The organism is Polaribacter haliotis, assembly GCF_014784055.1.
Taxonomy (GTDB): Bacteria; Bacteroidota; Bacteroidia; order Flavobacteriales; family Flavobacteriaceae; genus Polaribacter; species Polaribacter haliotis.
Genome location: NZ_CP061813.1, coordinates 613373 through 631820, shown reverse-complemented (window position 1 = coordinate 631820; position 18448 = coordinate 613373). Strand labels below are relative to the sequence as shown.

Below are 18448 nucleotides of genomic sequence, written 5' to 3'. Positions count from 1 at the left end.
AAATATGAAGAAAATATTTTTTGCAAGTTTTTTATCGATACTATTTATAACTAGTTGTAGTAAAAAAGAAGATAACGATGTTACAGATCCAGAATTCGTTGTAACAGTAGATGATGAAATTAATTTTTTTATATGGAATGGTTTAAAAAACTATTATTTATGGAAGAAAGATGTTCCAGATCTAGCAAATGATAGATTTAGTAATTTCCAAGAATTATATACCTATTTTAGAAAATATAATTCTTCTGAGGACACATTTAATAGTTTATTATTTCAACCAGGAACTGTAGACCGTTTTTCTTGGATTGTAGACGATTATATTGCTTTAGAAAATTCTTTTCAAGGAATAAATACAACTACAGGAATGGAATTCGGTTTAAGAAGGTATGAAAATAGTAGTACTAATGTTTACGGATATGTTAGGTATGTAATTCCAAATTCTAGTGCCGCTTCAGAAGAAGTAGAAAGAGGTATGATTTTTAATTCTGTAAATGGAACACAACTTACAGATAGTAATTTTAATTCGTTATTGTTTGGAGATAATAGTACTTTTTCAATAGGTTTGGCTAATTTTAACAATGGAAGTCCAACTGCAAATGGAACCACAATTTCCTTAACAAAAACCGAAGTTCAAGAAAATCCAGTTCCTATTGCAGAAGTTATTTCAGATGGAAATAAAAAAATTGGTTACTTATTATATAATCAATTTGCTCGAAATTACGATGGAGAATTAAATGCTGCTTTTAATAAGTTTAAAAGTGAAAATGTAGACGATTTAATTATAGATTTAAGATATAATGGTGGTGGTTCTATTACAACTGCTTCTTATTTGGGAAGTATGGTAACAGGACAGTTTGGAGGACAAGTTTTTTCGAAAGAAGTTTGGAATGAAGCTGTAACAAATGGAAATCCTGCAGAACTTTTTGTTAATAATTTTCCAACACAAATTAGAAATACAGATAGTAATGGAAATGTTGTTTTAGATGAAAGCATAAATAGTTTAGGTTTATCTAGAGTGTATTTTATTGTTTCTGGAAGCACTGCATCTGCATCTGAACTGGTTATTAATTCACTAAGTTCTTATATAGATGTGAAAGTAGTTGGAACAACAACAGTTGGAAAACAAGTAGGTTCTATAACATTATACGATTCTGATGATTTATCTAGAAATGGCGAAAATTTGAATGCGAAGCATACTTATGCAATGCAACCAATTGTATTAGAAATAACAAATAAAGACGGAGAAAATTATCCAAATGGAATTATACCAGAAACAAATTTTACAGGAATAAATTTAGAAGAAAATATTGGAGACTTAGGAGTTTTAGGAGAACGTTCAGATCCTCTTTTAGATAGAACTTTAACTTATATTACAACAGGTAATAAGCCTTTTGGCAAGAAAAGAGCCTCTTTTATTGCTACTGAAGAAATTTTTAATTCGAAATTAGCAACACCTGCAAGTAATAATATGTTTACAGAATTAAAGTAAAAATAATTCTAATATTAATAAAAAATCCAGCTAAATAGCTGGATTTTTTATTTTATTACAGTTGTTTTATTATAGTATTTGTCTAAATACATTTCTATAGAAAGCTTTTGAAATTTGTTACAATTTCTTATTTCCTTAATTCTAAAGTTTTAAAAAATTAAATATTTAAATTTTCTACATCATCAATTCCTTCTTCAATTTCTTGGTCTGTAAGTACATCTGGTCTAAACTCACTCATTAACTCTTCTCGTTTAGATTTAGCGTATTTAAAACCAGATTTCCACCATTTTCGCATTAGTACTTCGTCGAAAACTAACGAATTAGTTGTTAAAACAGTGGGTGTATAATATAAATTTAGTTTTACATTTTTATTAGAAGCAGCTAATTTTCCAATAGTAATATTATGTCTTTCTACGTGTGTTAACATAAAATCGAAAACATCGAACAATAAAGAAAAAGGGTTTTTAGAATGCAATCTATTAAATTGAGTAACTTCTGTTTCTAAAATAATTGCATCTATTTCTGTTGCACCTCGTAAAATTGCCTCTCTAATTGGTACTAAAGAACCAAAACCTCCATCTGCATATTGGCAATAATCTTTTTCCAACAAACTCATAAAAGGAACGTAATTACAAGAACCCCAAATCCAGTCACAAAAGTCTTCGTAAGTACAGTCGTTTATAGATTTATATTCAATTTGGTTTGCAGTTAAATTAGAAACTGTAACCACAACTTCTTTGTTGGCAGCTCTAATTTTAACGTACATTTCTTTGGTGATTTTTCTTTTGATAAGAGCGCGTAAATTCTTGCTTTCTCCAAACGTTTTTCTACCATTTATAATATTCCATAGAGTGTTTAAATGGTTTATTGAAATTACTTTTTCACCAGCTACTTTCCTTATTTTAAATGGGTTGTTACTAAAAATAGTTTCCTGACTAACATTTGTGTATAACTCTTTCAATTCATCTAACATGCCCAAAGCCAAGTGAGAAACCATTAAACTTCCTGTAGAAGTTCCTAAAAACAAATCGTACTCTTTGCCTTCATTTTTCATTAGGTACTGTGCAACTCCACCAGCAAATGCACCTTTGCTTCCACCTCCAGAAATAACCAATGCTTTTTTCATTATCTATATTGATTTGTTTACTCAAGAATTTCTTTAAGTTTTTTTGCTTAAAAATTTCCTATTAAAATTGTTATTCCCTAGAAAAAGGGAATTTAAAAATAAAGTTTTTTATGACCACTTTTATTCAAGAATATAATTATGAATGTATTTAAAGTTTAATTGGTCGTAAAAAAACCTTTATTTTAGTCGCATAAAAATATTAAAAATGAAAAGAATAATCGGATTTATTTTTGCTTTCCTTTTTTTAATGTCTTGCAAGCAAGAATATCAGCCAAGAAACATAGAAACAATTACTATAAAAGAGTTTAAAATGGAAGACTCTAGTATTCGTGCAATTCAAGTTGTGGACAGTACAAGTGTTTTTTATGCTGGTTCTAATGGAGATGTTGGCTTTACAACAGATAGTGGTACTTTATGGAATGCTTTAAATATTAGACACCAAGATTCTATCGTTCCACATTTTAGAAGTTTAGCTTTTAATGGAAACGATTATTTTGCGTTATCAATTGGAAATCCTGCTTTAATGTATAAAATTTCTGAAGGAGATGCTACTTTAGTTTATAAAGAAGAAGATGAAAAAGTATTTTATGATGCACTTACATTTTTTGATGATAATTTACATGGAATTGCAGTTGGAGACCCCACAGAAAGCTGTGCTTCTATTATTATAACTGAAGATGGTGGAGAAAATTGGAATAAAATTCCGTGCGATAATTTACCAGAAATTGCAAAAGACGAAGCTTTTTTCGCAGCAAGTAACACAAATATAGCTACTATTGGAAGCTCTGTTTGGATTGCCTCTGGAGGTGGCAAAGCACGTATTTTAAAATCTACCAATTATGGGAAATCTTGGCAAATTTTCGAAACTCCTTTTGTGCAAGGAAATGGACCTCAAGGAATCTATTCAATTGATTTTTATGACGAGAATAACGGAATTGCAGTTGGTGGAGATTATTCTAAACCAGAAGAAAACGTTGCAAACAAAGCAATTACAATAGATGGAGGGAAAACTTGGACAATCGTCTCAGATGGAAAAAGCCCTAATTATAAAAGTTGTGTGCAATATGTACCAAATACAAATGGAAAAGAAGTTTTTGCTGTAGGTAAAACTGGCGTTTCTTTTTCTAATGATGGTGGAAAAACATGGAAAGATGTTTCGAAAGACAGCTATTACAGCATTCATTTTGTAGACGAAAACAATGCTTGGTTAAGTGGTCATCATAAAATAGGTAAATTAATATTGAAGTAATTTTATGAAGCATTTTATTCTAGTAATTGCAACTACACTCCTATTTTTTTCATGTAATACTAAAACAGTACTTCAAAAAGAATGTAATTGCAAAGATGTTTTTGTAGAAAATCTTGAAGAAGTAAAAGACGCTAAAAACCTTTTTTCTTTGGAAATTCCAAAAAATTGGAAAACAAATTTATATACAGATGCTCGCCAATCTTCTATTTATTCTGCAGATACCATTAAAGATCTTACAGAATCGTTACTTTTAGACATAAATTATATAAATAATTCAGTTGATTTTAGCGATATTTTTAAATTGAAAATCGAGCAAGAAAATTTATCAAAAAAACTGATTCAAAGAAAAGCGAAAGAAATAAACTTTTTAAACAAACCAAGTTATTACACCATTTCTATTGGTAAAAAAGGCGAATTTAACTACAATGTTTTGCAAATATTCACGAAATTAGATGCTGGAAATTCATTATTGGCAACTGCTGAAATATATGGAGATTCCTTAGTAAACAAAAGAATTTGTAAGGCAATTAGTTTGTTAGAGAAAATAAAAATCCCATAAAAATGATTGAGAAAAAACACATTACAGACAGGTTTATAAAATATGTTACTATAGATACAGAATCCGACCCAAACAACCCTGCTTTTCCGAGTACAGAAAACCAGTGGGATTTGGCAAAAGTTCTTGTAAAAGATTTAACCGATATTGGAATGCAAGACATTACTTTGGATGAAAATTGTTACATCATGGCTACTTTGCCAAGTAATATCGAATATAGAGTGCCAACCATTGGTTTTGTGGCTCACATGGACACAAGTCCAGATTTTACAGGGAAAAACGTAAAACCACAAATTGTAGAGAATTATCAAGGAAATGATATTATTTTAAACGAAGAAAAAAATATTATTCTTTCACCAGATTATTTCGAAGATTTATTACAGTATAAGGGACAAACGATTATTACTACAGATGGAACCACGCTTTTAGGTGCAGATGATAAAGCTGGTGTTACAGAAATTGTAACTGCAATGGAATATTTAATAAAACATCCAGAAATTAAACACGGAAAAATTCGAATTTGTTTTACTCCAGATGAAGAAGTTGGAAAAGGAGCCCATAAATTCGATGTCAATAAATTTGATGCAGAATGGGCGTATACAATGGATGGAAGTCAAATTGGTGAATTGGAATACGAAAATTTTAATGCTGCAAGTGCCAAAATAACAATTACAGGGAAAATTGTACATCCAGGTTATGCAAAAGGTAAAATGATAAATTCTATGCAAATTGCAAACGAATATATTGCTTCACTTCCACCAGAAGAAGTTCCAGAAAAAACGAGTAACTACGAAGGTTTTTTCCATTTACATGATATGAATGGAAATGTGGAAAAAACGGTTTTAGAATATATAATTCGAGACCATGATTTAGACTTGTTTGAAAAAAGGAAATATTTAATGCAAAGAATTGCTTTCGATTTTAATGAACGTTTAAATGAAGATTTGGTTGAAGTAGATATTAATAATCAATATTTTAATATGAAAGAAAAAATTGTTCCTGTAATGCATATTGTAGATATTGTAGAAGAAGTAATGAAAGAAATTGGTATTAAACCCTTAATAAAGCCAATTCGTGGTGGAACAGATGGTTCTCAACTTTCTTATAAAGGATTGCCTTGTCCAAATATTTTTGCTGGTGGCCATAATTTTCATGGACGTTTTGAGTATATACCTGTAGAATCTATGGTAAAAGCAACAGAAGTAATTGTAGGAATAGCAACTAAAGTTTCCGAAAAATATGCATAAAAAAAGTCTCCAGTAAACTGGAGACTCGTATCATAGCGTATGCTATTAAATGTAAACGTTTAATAATAAAGCCCCTAATCTCTATTAAAAAAGTCAATTACATTGTACAAATCTAGTCATTTTTTATGTATTAAATACAAGAAATTATGATAATTCAGGGTTTTTCCCCTTTATATTTTTATAAAAGTCCTTGAAATGCCTAAAATCGGCTTCTTTATCGTCTGTTGTATAGTAAGGTACAGAGATTTTTACCTTTTTATTTTCAAAATCTAAAGTTGCCATAACAATTGGTACGTTTGCACCTTTTGCGATATAATAGAACCCAGTTTTCCAAGTTTCTACTTTTTTTCTGGTTCCTTCTGGAGATAAACCTAATCGAAATTCTTCTTTATTATTAAAAATATCGATAATTGCATCAACCAAATTGTTATTTTTAGTTCTATCTACTGGAGTACCACCTAAAGCTCTAAAAAAATACCCAAAAGGCCATTTAAAAAGAGAGTTTTTTCCCACAAAATGCACCATGGTTCCTAAGCTCATTCTAGTTAAAATTGCTATAGGAAAATCTACCCAACTTGTATGTGGAGCAGCAATAACAATATATTTTTTAGGATGTTTTGGAAACTCATTTTCAATTTTCCAACCTAAAATTGTATATAAAATAAACTTGGCAATTCTTTTCATCATAATTATTAAAACATTTGTTTACAAAAACATTTTATAATGGTTTTATGTTGTGTTTTAAAGTGATAAATTTAAGGACTTAAATTTACATAATGAACGAAATAATTATTTACTTACTAATTGCAATTTTATTTGCTGTAATTGGCTTATTTATAGGGAAATTACTTTCAAAATTGAATTTCGAAAAAGATAAAACTTCTTTAGAAAAAGAAAAATCTGCATTAGAAGAACGTGTTGCGTTACTTCAACAATCTAAAGATATGGTAGAAAATAATTATATCGAATTGCAAAAAGATTTTAAAACTATTCAACAAGAAAAAGAAAATTTAATTACTGCAAACACAAGACAAGAATCGGAAGTAGATAATTTACGATTAAAATTAGTCGAAAATAAAGGCGAAGTTGAAAAACTAAATGAAAAATTTACCAAAGAGTTTGAAAATTTAGCCAATAAGATTCTAGATGAAAAAGCGACAAAATTTACACTTCAGAATAAAGAAAATTTAAAAATTATTTTAAATCCTTTGCAAGAAAAAATTAAAGTTTTCGAAGATAAAGTAGATAAAACTCATAAAGAAAGTATCGATTATCACGCGGCTTTACGTCAGCAAATTTTAGGTTTAAAAGAACTGAATCAGCAAATGAGTAAAGAAACCTTAAACCTAACCAAAGCATTAAAAGGAGATAATAAAATGCAAGGAAATTGGGGAGAGTTAGTTTTAGAACGTGTTTTAGAAAAGTCTGGTTTAGAGAAAGATAGAGAGTATTATGTACAGCAAAGCTTTACGAATGAAGATGGTAAAAGAGTGTTACCAGATGTTGTAATTCATTTACCAGATAATAAGAAAATGATTGTAGATTCTAAAGTTTCTTTAGTTGCTTATGAACAATATATAAATGAAGAAGACGAACTACAGAAAGAGATTTTTTTAAAACAACATGTAGCATCTTTAAAAAGACATGTAGAACAATTGAGTGATAAAAAATACGAAGATATTTATGGTATAGAATCTCCAGATTTTGTGTTACTTTTTATTCCTATTGAACCTGCTTTCGCAGTTGCGTTAAATACAGATACCAATTTATACAATAAAGCATTCGAAAGAAACATTGTAATTGTTACACCTTCTACTCTATTGGCGACTTTACGTACAATTGATACCATGTGGAATAATGAAAAACAACAAAGAAATGCTTTAGAAATAGCAAAACAAGCTGGGGCTTTATACGATAAATTTCATGGTCTTTTAAGTGATTTAGTTGGTGTTGGTAAAAAGATAGATGCATCTAAAACAGATTATAATGCTGCAATGAATAAATTGTTTGAAGGAAGAGGAAACTTAATTACAAGTGTAGAAAAGCTGAAAAAAATGGGTGCAAAAGCTAAAAAAGCGCTTCCAGAAAATATTATAGATCGTGCGAGTTCTAATGATTAAACTTCTTTTGAGTCCTTTTTTATTTTGATATCGTTAACATAAAAGAAGTATTAATTTTAATTTTACTAAAATTAAATACCAAAAATTATGTCAAATAAAGAAAGAGCAAGTGCAGAAAATGTTACTAAAGGAAATTCAGGAGATGTTCATGAAAGAGGTTTACACCCTTTAAAAGGAACTGTTATAAAAGATGAATATAAAGATAAAGATAGTAGTAAGGAACGCTTAAAAGGCGAAGATAAAGACAAGCTTAAAGGCCAAGTACATAGTGCAACTGAAGATTCTAATGCAGTAGCAGATAAAATTCAGAATTCAGATAATAACTAATATTTTATCTTTTGAGTTAAGGTTTCCATTAATTAAGTTAAACCAACACATAATATTCTTTTAAATTTGTGGTATTATTAACTAGTACTATGTTTTTAGTACAAAAAAAAAGAATTATGAATTCAGATACAAACGAAGGAAAGTGGAAACAAATCAAAGGAGAGTTTAAGGAGAAATTCGGTCAGTTAACTGATAATGAGAAAACAGAAGCTCAAGGTTCTTTTGATAAATTAGTTGGAGAAATTCAAGAAAAATATGGAGAATCTAAAGAAGCTATCCAAAAAGAAGTAAGAAGTTGGTAATCAACTTATAAAAATTGACTATAGAAAGATAAAAAAGCATCAAGTTTTAAACATGATGCTTTTTTTATGTTTATATCAAATAAAAGTGAAATACTTAAATTAAATATAATTAAGCTAGTTAAAATCTTATCCAAAAAAAAACTGATAACCATCAAAGGAAATCAGTTTTTTAAATTATATCTTTTATACCTTTTCTTAAGGCATTGCCTTCTACATTACGAATAATCTTCTTGCGCTCATCATATCGTTTACACGTTCTGCAATTTCGTGAAGAGCTTCGTCATTTTCTGCATTTTTAATTGCTTCATCAATAAAATTTACTACAGCAACCATATCTTCTTCCTTTAAACCACGAGTTGTAATTGCAGCAGTTCCAACACGAATTCCAGAAGTTACAAATGGCGATTTATCATCAAAAGGAACCATATTTTTATTTACGGTAATATCTGCTTTTCCTAATGCGATTTCAGCATCTTTACCAGAAATATCTTTATTTCTTAAATCAATTAACATACAATGGTTATCTGTTCCTCCAGAAATAATATTATAACCTCTTGCAACAAACTCTTTAGCCATTGCAGCTGCATTTTCTTTTACTTGAATTTGGTACTCTAAAAACTCGTCTGTTAAAGCTTCACCAAAAGCAACTGCTTTAGCGGCAATAACATGCTCTAAAGGTCCACCTTGGTTTCCAGGAAAAACAGCAGAATTTAATAACATCGACATCATTTTTGGTTTTCCACTTTTTAAAGTTTCTCCAAACGGATTTTCGAAATCTTTCCCAATCATAATCATTCCTCCTCTTGGCCCACGCAACGTTTTGTGAGTTGTAGTAGTAACAATATGACAATGAGGAATTGGATCATTTAAAATTCCTTTGGCAATTAAACCTGCAGGATGCGAAATATCTGCCATTAAAATAGCTCCAACACTATCTGCAATTTCTCTAAACTTTTCAAAATCGATATCTCTAGAATATGCAGATGCACCAGCAATAATCAATTTTGGTTTATGTTCTTTTGCTTGTTGCTCTAGGTGATTATAGTCAATAGTACCAGTTTCTTTATCTACTCCGTAAAATACAGGATTGTATAATTTACCAGAAAAATTTACTGGAGAACCATGTGTTAAATGTCCACCATGAGATAAATCGAAACCTAAAATAGTATCTCCAGGTTTTAAACACGCTGCAAAAACAGCTGTATTTGCCTGAGAACCAGAATGTGGTTGTACATTTACATATGCTGCACCAAATAATTCTTTAGCTCTATCAATTGCTATTTGTTCTATAACATCTACAACTTCACAACCTCCATAATATCTTTTACCAGGATATCCTTCAGCATATTTATTAGTTAAAATAGAACCTTGAGCTTGCATAACTTGGTCGCTTACAAAGTTTTCTGAAGCGATTAATTCCAAACCGTTTAATTGTCTTTCTTTTTCCTCCTGAATAAGGTCAAAAATTTGATTATCTAATTGCATTGTTATTGTTTTGAATAAGAATCAAAAGTAACAAAAAACAAAGTGTTAATAAATAAGTTTATCGTATATTTTCAACAACTTATTAAGATTTATCTATTTCTAAATAAAGGTGTGTTAAAAATAAGTTATTCGTGAAATTTCTTTTTAGAAATGAGAAAAAATTGCATAGATTTGAACAAATTAAAGAATTTACAGAATGATCATAACAGCAAATAATCCGAATAGAAAATCTTGGTTAAAAGTAGATGAAGAGTCAGACTTTCCAATTCAAAATATTCCTTTTGGAGTTTTTATAACAAGAGATGATATTATAACTATTGGAAGTAGAATTGGCGATTTCGCTATAGATCTAGGCGCATTTCATCAATTAGGCTATTTTGAAGGAATTCCTTTAACAGACGATATTTTTTTACAGGATAATTTAAATGATTTTATTGCTGATGGACGTAAAACTTGGCGTTTGGTAAGAAATAGAATTGCAGAAGTTTTTGATGTTACTAATGGAATATTAAGAGATAATGCAGATCATAAAGATAAAATTATCTTTAGAATGGATGAAGTAGAAATGTTATTACCTGTTTCTGTTGGAGATTATACAGATTTTTATGCAAGTAAAGAACATGCAACAAATGTAGGTTCTTTATTTAGAGATCCAGAAAATGCATTATTGCCAAACTGGTTACACATACCAATTGGTTATCATGGTAGAAGTTCTTCTATAATTCCTTCTGGTGTACCAATTAGAAGACCTTATGGACAAACAAAACCAGATGAAGGTAGTAATACACCAAATTTCGGTCCTTCAAAATTATTAGATTTTGAGCTTGAAATGGCTTTTATTACTACAGATGCTAATGTTTTAGGAGAAAGAATTCCAATTGAAGAAGCAGAAGAATATATTTTTGGTTTGGTACAATTTAACGATTGGTCTGCAAGAGATATTCAAGGTTGGGAATATGTGCCTTTAGGCCCGTTTTTAGGAAAAAGCTTTGCTTCTACTATTTCTCCTTGGATTGTAACTTTAGATGCTTTAGAACCTTTTAGAACAGAAAATCCGAAACAAGTTTACGAACCTTTACCTTATTTAAAACAAGAAGGAAAAGGAAGTTACGATATTCATTTACAAGTAGGTATTCAACCAGAAAATGGAGAAGAAACTGTTGTAGCAAATTCGAATTTTAAATATATGTATTGGACAATGGCACAACAATTAGCACACCATACAGTAAATGGTTGCCCTGTTGAAGCTGGAGATATGATGGGTTCTGGAACCATTTCTGGCCCAACAAAAAATAGTTATGGTTCTATGTTAGAATTGACTTGGAAAGGGCAAAATCCTATTACTTTAAAAGACGGAACAACGCGTAAATTTATTAATGATAACGATACTGTTATTATGCGTGCACATTGTAAAAATGATGATGTTAGAATTGGTTTTGGTGAATGTATTGGAAAAGTGTTACCAGCGAAATAAACTACATACAAACAAAATATTATAAACCTCACTCCTATTTTTAGTTGTGAGGTTTTTAATTTAATAAGAATTCTATATATTTAAAATTGAAGATAATATTTGTATTATTTATAAATTATGACAGCAAAAAAATTTAAAGACTCATTAGAAATTATAGCTCAAGATTATACCAAAAGTATTCCAAAAAGAGAATTATTTTCTTTAGCGAAAGAATTTATACGAATGCCCGTAAAAGAGGTTGTTGAATTATTAAAATCTAAAAATGAAGACCATAAATTGGGCGCAATTTCAGTTTTAGATTGGAAAGCAAGACATAGAAAAACGTCTACAGAAGAAAAAAAGGAAGTTTACAAAGCATATATAAATAATCATCATTTAATAGATAATTGGGGTTTGGTAGATAGAGCTGCACCTTATGTTGTTGGAGGTTATTTATTCGATAAAGATAGAACTCCTTTATACAGATTGGCACATTCTAAAAACCCAATGGAAAGACGCACAGCAATTGTAGCAACCTATTATTTTATTCGTAAAGACGAAATAGAAGATACTTTTAAAATTGCTGAAATTCTAATTAATGACAATGATGAATACGTCCAAAAAGCAATAGGAAGTTGGATTAGAGAAGCTGGAAAAAGAGATGAAAACAAATTGAAAGAATTTCTTGATACATATGCAGTTTCAATGCCAAGAGTTACTTTGAGATATGCAATTGAAAAATTAGATAGAGAAACTAAAGATTATTATTTAGGCTTGAAAAATAATAAATAATTCATTTTAATTTTATTGAACTAAATATCATTAAACTTTTTAAAGATTTAAAAAACGGGTGTTTTCCCTCTTGATTTTCTGCTCAAAAAAATATAACTTCGCTAACCACTAATATAAGTCATTGAAACGACATCATATCAGTGTTAACGTTAGCGAATCTCAAAATCACCCAATAATTTTCTTTAAAATTGTAAAAACTTTCTTTTCTAAAATATCTACAGAACCATCAGCAAAAAAGACCTTTTTAATATCTCTTAACAATTCCTCTTTTTCTAATTGAGTAAAATCATTTTCAGAAACATATTGCTGAATTTTATTCAAATTTATTGCATCTGAATCTACTACAACTTCTGTATGAATTTTATGAAATGTTTCTTCATCTACTTTTGTACGAATGAATTTCTGTTCTTCAATATCTTCTATATGATTGCAATGTGCAGCGTATAAAAGCACATACGCTTCAAATTCTTTTTTTGTCCAATCTAAATTCATAATTTATAATGCTATTGGTAAATTGTTACTACTACCCCATTCTGTCCAAGAACCATCATAAACTGCAGTATTTTTAACTCCTGCAATTTCTGCTCCTAATGCTAAAATTGATGCTGTAATTCCTGATCCACAAGTAAAAATAATTTGTTCTTTATCTTTAAAAGTATTAAATATTTCTTCTAATTCTTGTTTTGATTTCATTTTTCCATTATTCTGAATTTCACCAAAAGGCAAACTCACAGAATTAGGTATATGTCCACTTTTTATATCGTCTCTTGGTTCTGGTGCTGTTCCATAAAAACGTCCATTAGAACGTGCATCAACAATTAAAGTTTCTTTATTTTCTATGGAATTAAGAACATCTTCTGTAAACTTTAATTTGGCAGGTTTATAATCAACATTAAAATTTCCTTTTGTACGTTGATGATATTTAGGGTTTTCAATTGGATATTTTTTTGATGTCCATTCTGGAAAACCACCATCTAAAACTGCAATATTTGTAAAACCCATTAGTTGAAACATCCACCAAACTCTTGGTGAAGAATACATTCCTAAATCGTCATAACAAATTAATATAGCATCTTTATTGATTCCTAATTCTTGTGCTTTTTCTTGAAATTCTTCAGGAGACAAAACTGTGTTTGGAAAAGGTGCTTTTTTATCAGAAAATATATTCTTAATATCAATAAATACAGCGCCTCTAATTCGTTTTTTATCCGAAGAAACTTGTAATGTATCAGTTACTTTAGGAATGGTACAATCTAAAATAATTAGCTGTTCATTCTCTAAATTACTGTACAACCAATCTACAGAAACTAAAGGTTTCGTTATTTGCAAACTCATTTAATTTAAAATATTAAGACTTCTCGATACAATTCCGCCCAAAAGCGAAATCACTCGAAGTGACAGAATAAAACTACGATTGCAACTGAATACTCTGTTTTTTTTCACAAAGTCACAAAGATGCAAATTCTTATATTTCTATACTTTTATTGCCACTGAAAACTGCGACTGCCTACTGATGACTGCCTACTATTTAACCTTATCATAATTATCGTCCCAATCTTTCGCTTTCGGGTTATCATGTAATTTTCCTAAAGATTTTGCAACCAACATAGATACTGTTGCATCTCCAGTAACATTTACTGTAGTTCTACACATATCTAAAGGTCTGTCTACAGCAAAAATAAGAGCCAAACCAATTGGTAATAATTCTTCTGGAAAACCAATAGATTCTAAAACAATTACCAACATTACCATTCCTGCACTTGGCACAGCTGCTGAACCAATAGAAGCCAATAAAGCTGTAAAAACTATAACTAATTGATTCGAAAAGGTTAAGCCTTCTGGCCATATTACTTGCATAATAAAAACGGCTGCAATTCCTTGATATAGACTTGTTCCATCCATATTTATGGTTGCTCCAACTGGTAAAACAAAACCAGAAACTTCTTTATCTACACCTAAATGTTCTTCTACTCTTTCCATTGTTACAGGTAAAGTTGCTGCACTCGAGCTTGTAGAAAATGCTAATAATTGTGCTGGACTTATTTGTTTTAAAAACCACATTGGCGATTTTTTAGTATACACAGCTACTAAAATTAAATAGAAACCAATCATTAAAATTAGTCCACCAACAACACATAATGCATATGCTAATAATTTTAAGAGAATTTCGGTGTCATCAAATGCAATAATTACATTTGCTAACAATGCAAAAACTGCATAAGGAGCGAAAAGCATAATTAAATCGACCATTTTCATAACCATTTCATTTAGAGAATCAAAGAAATCCATTAATGGTTTTGCTTTTTTCTCTGGAATTAATAACAAAGATATTCCTACAAACATTGCAAAAAAGATAATCTGCAACATACTTGCATCTACGAAAGATTGAAAAATATTGCTTGGAAAAATATCTACCAATGCTTGTAATGGCCCTGCATCTTTTTGGGCAGACGCTTTTACTAACTTATCTGTTACTCCTAAATCTGTTTCGTATTTGGCTTTAATTTTTGCTATAGTATCTGGAGACATTCCAACTCCAGGTTTAACAATATTTACAATTCCTAAACCAATAATAATGGCTATTAAGGTTGTTCCTATATATATAGAAATTGTTCTTAACCCCATTTTTTTAATTTTAGAAATATCTTTTAAATCAGATATTCCTTTAATTAATGATGCTAAAATCAGTGGAACTGCAATTAGTTTTAATAAATTTATAAATATAGTTCCGAAAGGTTTTATCCAATCTGTAACAAAGCCTTTACCTCCATCTACAGTATTCATAATAAAACCAAAAACGATACCAAGTACCATTCCTATTAAAATTTTCCAGTGTAATGCTAAATTTTTCATTAAATTGTTTAAATTATTAAGAATTTGAAAGGTAGAAAAAATAATTAAAAATCAGTGTGACTTTATTTGTATATTGTGTCAAAATTTTTGAAGAACTTTCATATTAATTATTAAAAACATAAAAATGGCAGGTATTTTAGACTTATTAAACAGTGATTTAGGAAAACAAATAGTTTCTGGTGTAGCAGGTTCTACAGGAAACGATTCTAACAAAACAAATAGTGTTTTAACAATGGCTTTGCCAGTTTTAATGAAAGCTATGGAGAGAAATGCTTCTTCTCCTGAAGGTGCACAAGGCTTACAAAGAGCTTTAGAAACGAAACATGATGGAAGTATCCTAGACAATTTAGGGAGTTTATTTGGTGGTGGAGTTGATGAAAGTGTAAAACAAGATGGGGCTGGAATTTTAGGTCATATTTTAGGTGGAAAGCAACAAGGTGTAGAAAAAGTTATTAGTCAGAAATCTGGTTTAGATGCTGGTTCTGTTGCAAATATTTTAAAAGTTGCGGCTCCAATTTTAATGGGAGTTTTAGGAAAACAAAAGAAAGAACAAAATGTTAGTGATTCTTCTGGTTTAGGAGGTTTATTAGGTGGAATGTTAGGTGGAAATGATACTAAAAACGAACAAAGCTTTTTGGAGAAAATATTAGATGCAGATGGAGATGGAAGTATTGTAGATGATGTTGCAGGAATGGTTTTAGGTGGAAGCAATAAAAAATCTGGTGGACTTGGTGGTTTATTAGGTGGTCTTTTTGGGAAATAAATAGTATAGAGAATTAAATACTAAGTATTTAAAATAGAAAAGCTCAAAATCGTAAGATTTTGAGCTTTTTAATTGCTTTTTCTTTTTCAAAAATAAATAGTAGTTAGTTTTTTAGCATTTTTCTTATGATTTGTTTTCCGTTTTCAGTTGTAATTTTTAATAGATAAATTCCTTTCCTTAAGTTAGAAATATCAATATTTTTTGCATCAGTTTTTAATACTTGTTTCCCCAATAAATTAAACATTCTTACCAAAATAGTATTGCTATCCGTTTTTATATTGATAAAATTGTTTGCTGGGTTTGGGAAAATGGTAATTTTATTTTCTAATAAATCCACATTATTTAGACTTAATGGAGAAGAACCAAACTCAAAAGCCCCCATATCTATAGTGGTATTAAAAATTCTTTCATTTCCTAAAATATCTTTGGTAATACTTGCTGGTAACTTGGTATTATCTCCAGAATCAATTGCAGGTGATGTAGATGATAATGTAAAATCTTTTAAAGAAATATCTGTAAACTCAGGATTGTTGGCAATTATATTTGCCTTATTTGTTCCTGCAACTTTATTCATAAAATCTTGGGCAATACAATTATAAGCCTTTAAATTTGCGTTAGATTGTGACGTACTATTTCCTAAAGACTTTAAAAATGAATTGGAATTAGAAAAATTACCATAATATATAGAATTAGAAGTTTCCAAATTTACCATTCCTCCTGATCCTGTTGAAGCGTTTAAAACCGTAGATTCAGAATTTCCTGCTGAAATGTATGTGTTAGCTGTAAAAGTTGAGTTGATAACTTTAATATTTTGTGTAGCATTTGAGTCCTGACGAAACCATGCCACTACTCCTGGAGAGGTTGCATCACCAGCATTATTTAATTTATTATCATAAATTAAACAATTTATAATGTCAATATCTAAAATTTTACCAGCATTTGCTCGTGAGTAAAGTACTGTACCAAACAGTCCTAAATTATTATGAATTGATGTATTTTCTATCTTCAAACTGCCACTCATATCAACAGCTCTAATTGTACCTCCTCTTTTAACTAAATTATTTTTTAAAATACAGTTGCTAATAGTAACATTTTCTAAACTACTATTTATAAAAATAGCACTACCTTCTTGCAAATCTGCATTACTTCCATCTGCTTGCCCATCTTGAATGGTAAATCCATCTATTTCGGAATTACTACCTAAAACTTTTACAACATTATAAGAATTTTCGTTTCTTGTAGTTGTTGTAAATTCAACACCAGTATCATCAGAATTCAAATCACCAGAAAGTATGGTTATATTTGTTTTAACATCTCTTTCTTTTTTTAAAGTTTCATTTCCTAAAAAACCTCCAAACAGTTTTAAACCTGATAAACCAAAAGCTTTTGATCTATCTGACGCATGTGGTTTATAAGTTCCTTTAGCAACCCAAATTTCACTAAAATTAGCATCAGCATTATCTAATGCATCATTTAAACTGGTGTAAGCATCTGTCCAAGAATTACCAGAATTTGCACCTTTTGCAGATTCATTAACATAAATTACACTTCTTGGTGGTAGAATTGTATAATATTTTACAGTAACTTTTTGGCTTGTTAAATCTAAATAAGCTAAATATAATTTATCTTTAGCTTTGTTTAATTTTATTTGAGATGAAGGAGTAATACCCGCAAAATTTAAGTTTATATTTAAGTCTGTTTTAGTATTAGCAGCTTCACTGTATTCATATATTTTTAAATCGCTTGAAGGATTGTAATGCATTACATAATATTTACCACCAACACTTACATACTCTAAGCCGTAAATATTACTGCTTGGTATTTGATTGTTTCCTGTAATTGCACTTTCGTTTTCAAATCTTAACTGTCTTTCTGCATTGTTTCCTCTTCTATAATCATATAAAAATTTGTTGGTTGGTCCACTTTCTGCAGCAGCCATACCATCACAATAACCATTATCTCCACCTGAATTAAGTTTTACACTACCATGAGTTTGGTTCCATGTTGTACCATCATATTCTAAGGTTTTAAGAAGGTTTCTTGTTCTATTGGCAAAAGTATAATATTCACTTATTACCAATGTATTTGCATTTCCTAAATCATAAGCATTACTGAAAATTGTGTATTCTTTTTCTTTAACCCAGTTAGCACTTCTTTTTGCATAAAGTCTTAGTTTTATTTGATAAGAAGGACTTGTAGTTGCTTGAGCAGCTAAAACAGGGTTTCCATTTGCATCAATATTAAAAACTATTTTACTGTAAGGTTGAAAATTACCAATACTTGTTCCTTCATCTACCCAATTAGAGCCATCGTAAGAAATTAAATCTATTTTGTTCGTAGATGTATTTTTGTAAACCACCCAAGGTTGGTTGGTTACTGGGTTAATTCTTAAAACTATCATTTCTGGGATCATACCAGCTGTTGAAGCGACATCGCCAACCTCTATCCAATTTGTGCCATCAAACTTTTTAATGTGTAATTTTCCGTCAGAACTTTTATCTGAATAAGCAACAAAGGGTGTTTCATTATTATCTATTGCAATAGAAACTCTTGCTGCAGCAGTTGTAAATTCTGCATTTCCTTCTAATTGCCAAGTTTGTCCATAAGTAGAACAAACAGCAATCATAAAAAATAATAATAGGTTTTTAAGTAATCTTAGTTTCATAATTTATATTTTATAATTATG

At 29.7% G+C, this 18448-nt stretch carries 17 protein-coding genes; 10 read left to right on the top strand and 7 right to left on the bottom strand.

What is annotated here, in order from left to right; translation table 11 throughout:
- Positions 1-4: 4 nt before the first annotated feature.
- Positions 5-1489: a GFO_1087 family putative carboxy terminal peptidase gene (locus H9I45_RS02460; protein ID WP_088353523.1), complete on the top strand. Its 1485-nt coding sequence runs from the start codon at positions 5-7 to the stop codon at positions 1487-1489.
- 157 nt (positions 1490-1646) lie between these two features.
- On the opposite strand, the gene H9I45_RS02455 is transcribed toward H9I45_RS02460, so the two are convergent.
- Complete coding sequence (locus H9I45_RS02455; RefSeq protein WP_088353524.1) at positions 1647-2615, bottom strand: patatin-like phospholipase family protein; 969 nt, start codon at positions 2613-2615, stop codon at positions 1647-1649.
- Between the two features lie 205 nt (positions 2616-2820).
- On the opposite strand from H9I45_RS02455, the gene H9I45_RS02450 reads away from it, so the two are divergent.
- The 3 genes from H9I45_RS02450 to pepT are packed head-to-tail and all read left to right on the top strand — an operon-like array spanning position 2821 to position 5667.
- Complete coding sequence (locus H9I45_RS02450; protein ID WP_088353525.1) at positions 2821-3864, top strand: WD40/YVTN/BNR-like repeat-containing protein; 1044 nt, start codon at positions 2821-2823, stop codon at positions 3862-3864.
- Between the two features lie 4 nt (positions 3865-3868).
- Entirely contained in the window at positions 3869-4423 is a 555-nt protein-coding gene (locus H9I45_RS02445; RefSeq protein WP_088353526.1) for a hypothetical protein, read from the top strand.
- A 2-nt stretch (positions 4424-4425) separates the two neighbouring features.
- Positions 4426-5667 carry a peptidase T gene (gene pepT / locus H9I45_RS02440; RefSeq protein ID WP_088353527.1) on the top strand — a complete coding sequence of 414 codons (1242 nt, stop codon included), beginning with the start codon at positions 4426-4428 and terminating at the stop codon, positions 5665-5667.
- Positions 5668-5811: 144 nt separating this feature from the next.
- Here the strand turns inward: pepT and H9I45_RS02435 are convergent, their stop codons facing one another.
- A complete protein-coding gene (locus tag H9I45_RS02435) occupies positions 5812-6351 on the bottom strand; it encodes a 1-acyl-sn-glycerol-3-phosphate acyltransferase (RefSeq protein ID WP_088353528.1) in 540 nt (179 codons plus the stop codon).
- 92 nt (positions 6352-6443) lie between these two features.
- Here H9I45_RS02435 and H9I45_RS02430 point away from each other — a divergent pair, with 92 nt between their 5' ends.
- The 3 genes from H9I45_RS02430 to H9I45_RS02420 all read left to right on the top strand — a co-directional run bounded on the left by H9I45_RS02430 (position 6444) and on the right by H9I45_RS02420 (position 8416).
- Positions 6444-7787, top strand: a complete 1344-nt coding sequence (locus tag H9I45_RS02430) for a DNA recombination protein RmuC (RefSeq protein ID WP_088353529.1) — start codon at positions 6444-6446, stop codon at positions 7785-7787.
- An 87-nt stretch (positions 7788-7874) separates the two neighbouring features.
- The gene (locus H9I45_RS02425; protein ID WP_088353530.1) at positions 7875-8114 is read left to right on the top strand and encodes a hypothetical protein; all 240 of its coding nucleotides are present in this window, start codon (positions 7875-7877) and stop codon (positions 8112-8114) included.
- A gap of 116 nt (positions 8115-8230) precedes the next feature.
- Positions 8231-8416, top strand: a complete 186-nt coding sequence (locus tag H9I45_RS02420) for a CsbD family protein (RefSeq protein WP_088353743.1) — start codon at positions 8231-8233, stop codon at positions 8414-8416.
- A 210-nt stretch (positions 8417-8626) separates the two neighbouring features.
- On the opposite strand, the gene glyA is transcribed toward H9I45_RS02420, so the two are convergent.
- The gene (gene glyA, locus H9I45_RS02415) at positions 8627-9901 is read right to left on the bottom strand and encodes a serine hydroxymethyltransferase (RefSeq protein ID WP_088353531.1); all 1275 of its coding nucleotides are present in this window, start codon (positions 9899-9901) and stop codon (positions 8627-8629) included.
- 196 nt (positions 9902-10097) lie between these two features.
- Between glyA and fahA the strand changes: the two genes are divergently transcribed.
- Together fahA and H9I45_RS02405 are read left to right on the top strand one after the other, a co-directional pair.
- Positions 10098-11375, top strand: a complete 1278-nt coding sequence (fahA, locus tag H9I45_RS02410) for a fumarylacetoacetase (protein WP_088353532.1) — start codon at positions 10098-10100, stop codon at positions 11373-11375.
- A 117-nt stretch (positions 11376-11492) separates the two neighbouring features.
- Positions 11493-12146 (top strand): DNA alkylation repair protein, encoded by a 654-nt coding sequence (locus H9I45_RS02405; protein ID WP_088353533.1) that lies wholly within the window; start codon positions 11493-11495, stop codon positions 12144-12146.
- Between the two features lie 165 nt (positions 12147-12311).
- On the opposite strand, the gene H9I45_RS02400 is transcribed toward H9I45_RS02405, so the two are convergent.
- From H9I45_RS02400 to H9I45_RS02390, 3 genes are all read right to left on the bottom strand, one after another.
- A complete protein-coding gene (locus tag H9I45_RS02400) occupies positions 12312-12638 on the bottom strand; it encodes a hypothetical protein (RefSeq protein WP_088353534.1) in 327 nt (108 codons plus the stop codon).
- Between the two features lie 3 nt (positions 12639-12641).
- Complete coding sequence (locus H9I45_RS02395; protein ID WP_088353535.1) at positions 12642-13481, bottom strand: sulfurtransferase; 840 nt, start codon at positions 13479-13481, stop codon at positions 12642-12644.
- Between the two features lie 189 nt (positions 13482-13670).
- Positions 13671-14999 carry a dicarboxylate/amino acid:cation symporter gene (locus H9I45_RS02390; RefSeq protein ID WP_088353536.1) on the bottom strand — a complete coding sequence of 443 codons (1329 nt, stop codon included), beginning with the start codon at positions 14997-14999 and terminating at the stop codon, positions 13671-13673.
- Between the two features lie 124 nt (positions 15000-15123).
- Here H9I45_RS02390 and H9I45_RS02385 point away from each other — a divergent pair, with 124 nt between their 5' ends.
- Positions 15124-15762, top strand: a complete 639-nt coding sequence (locus H9I45_RS02385) for a DUF937 domain-containing protein (RefSeq protein WP_088353537.1) — start codon at positions 15124-15126, stop codon at positions 15760-15762.
- 103 nt (positions 15763-15865) lie between these two features.
- On the opposite strand, the gene H9I45_RS02380 is transcribed toward H9I45_RS02385, so the two are convergent.
- On the bottom strand, positions 15866-18427 hold the full coding sequence (locus H9I45_RS02380) for a T9SS type A sorting domain-containing protein (RefSeq protein WP_088353538.1): 2562 nt from the start codon (positions 18425-18427) through the stop codon (positions 15866-15868).
- Between the last annotated feature and the right edge of the window lie 21 nt (positions 18428-18448).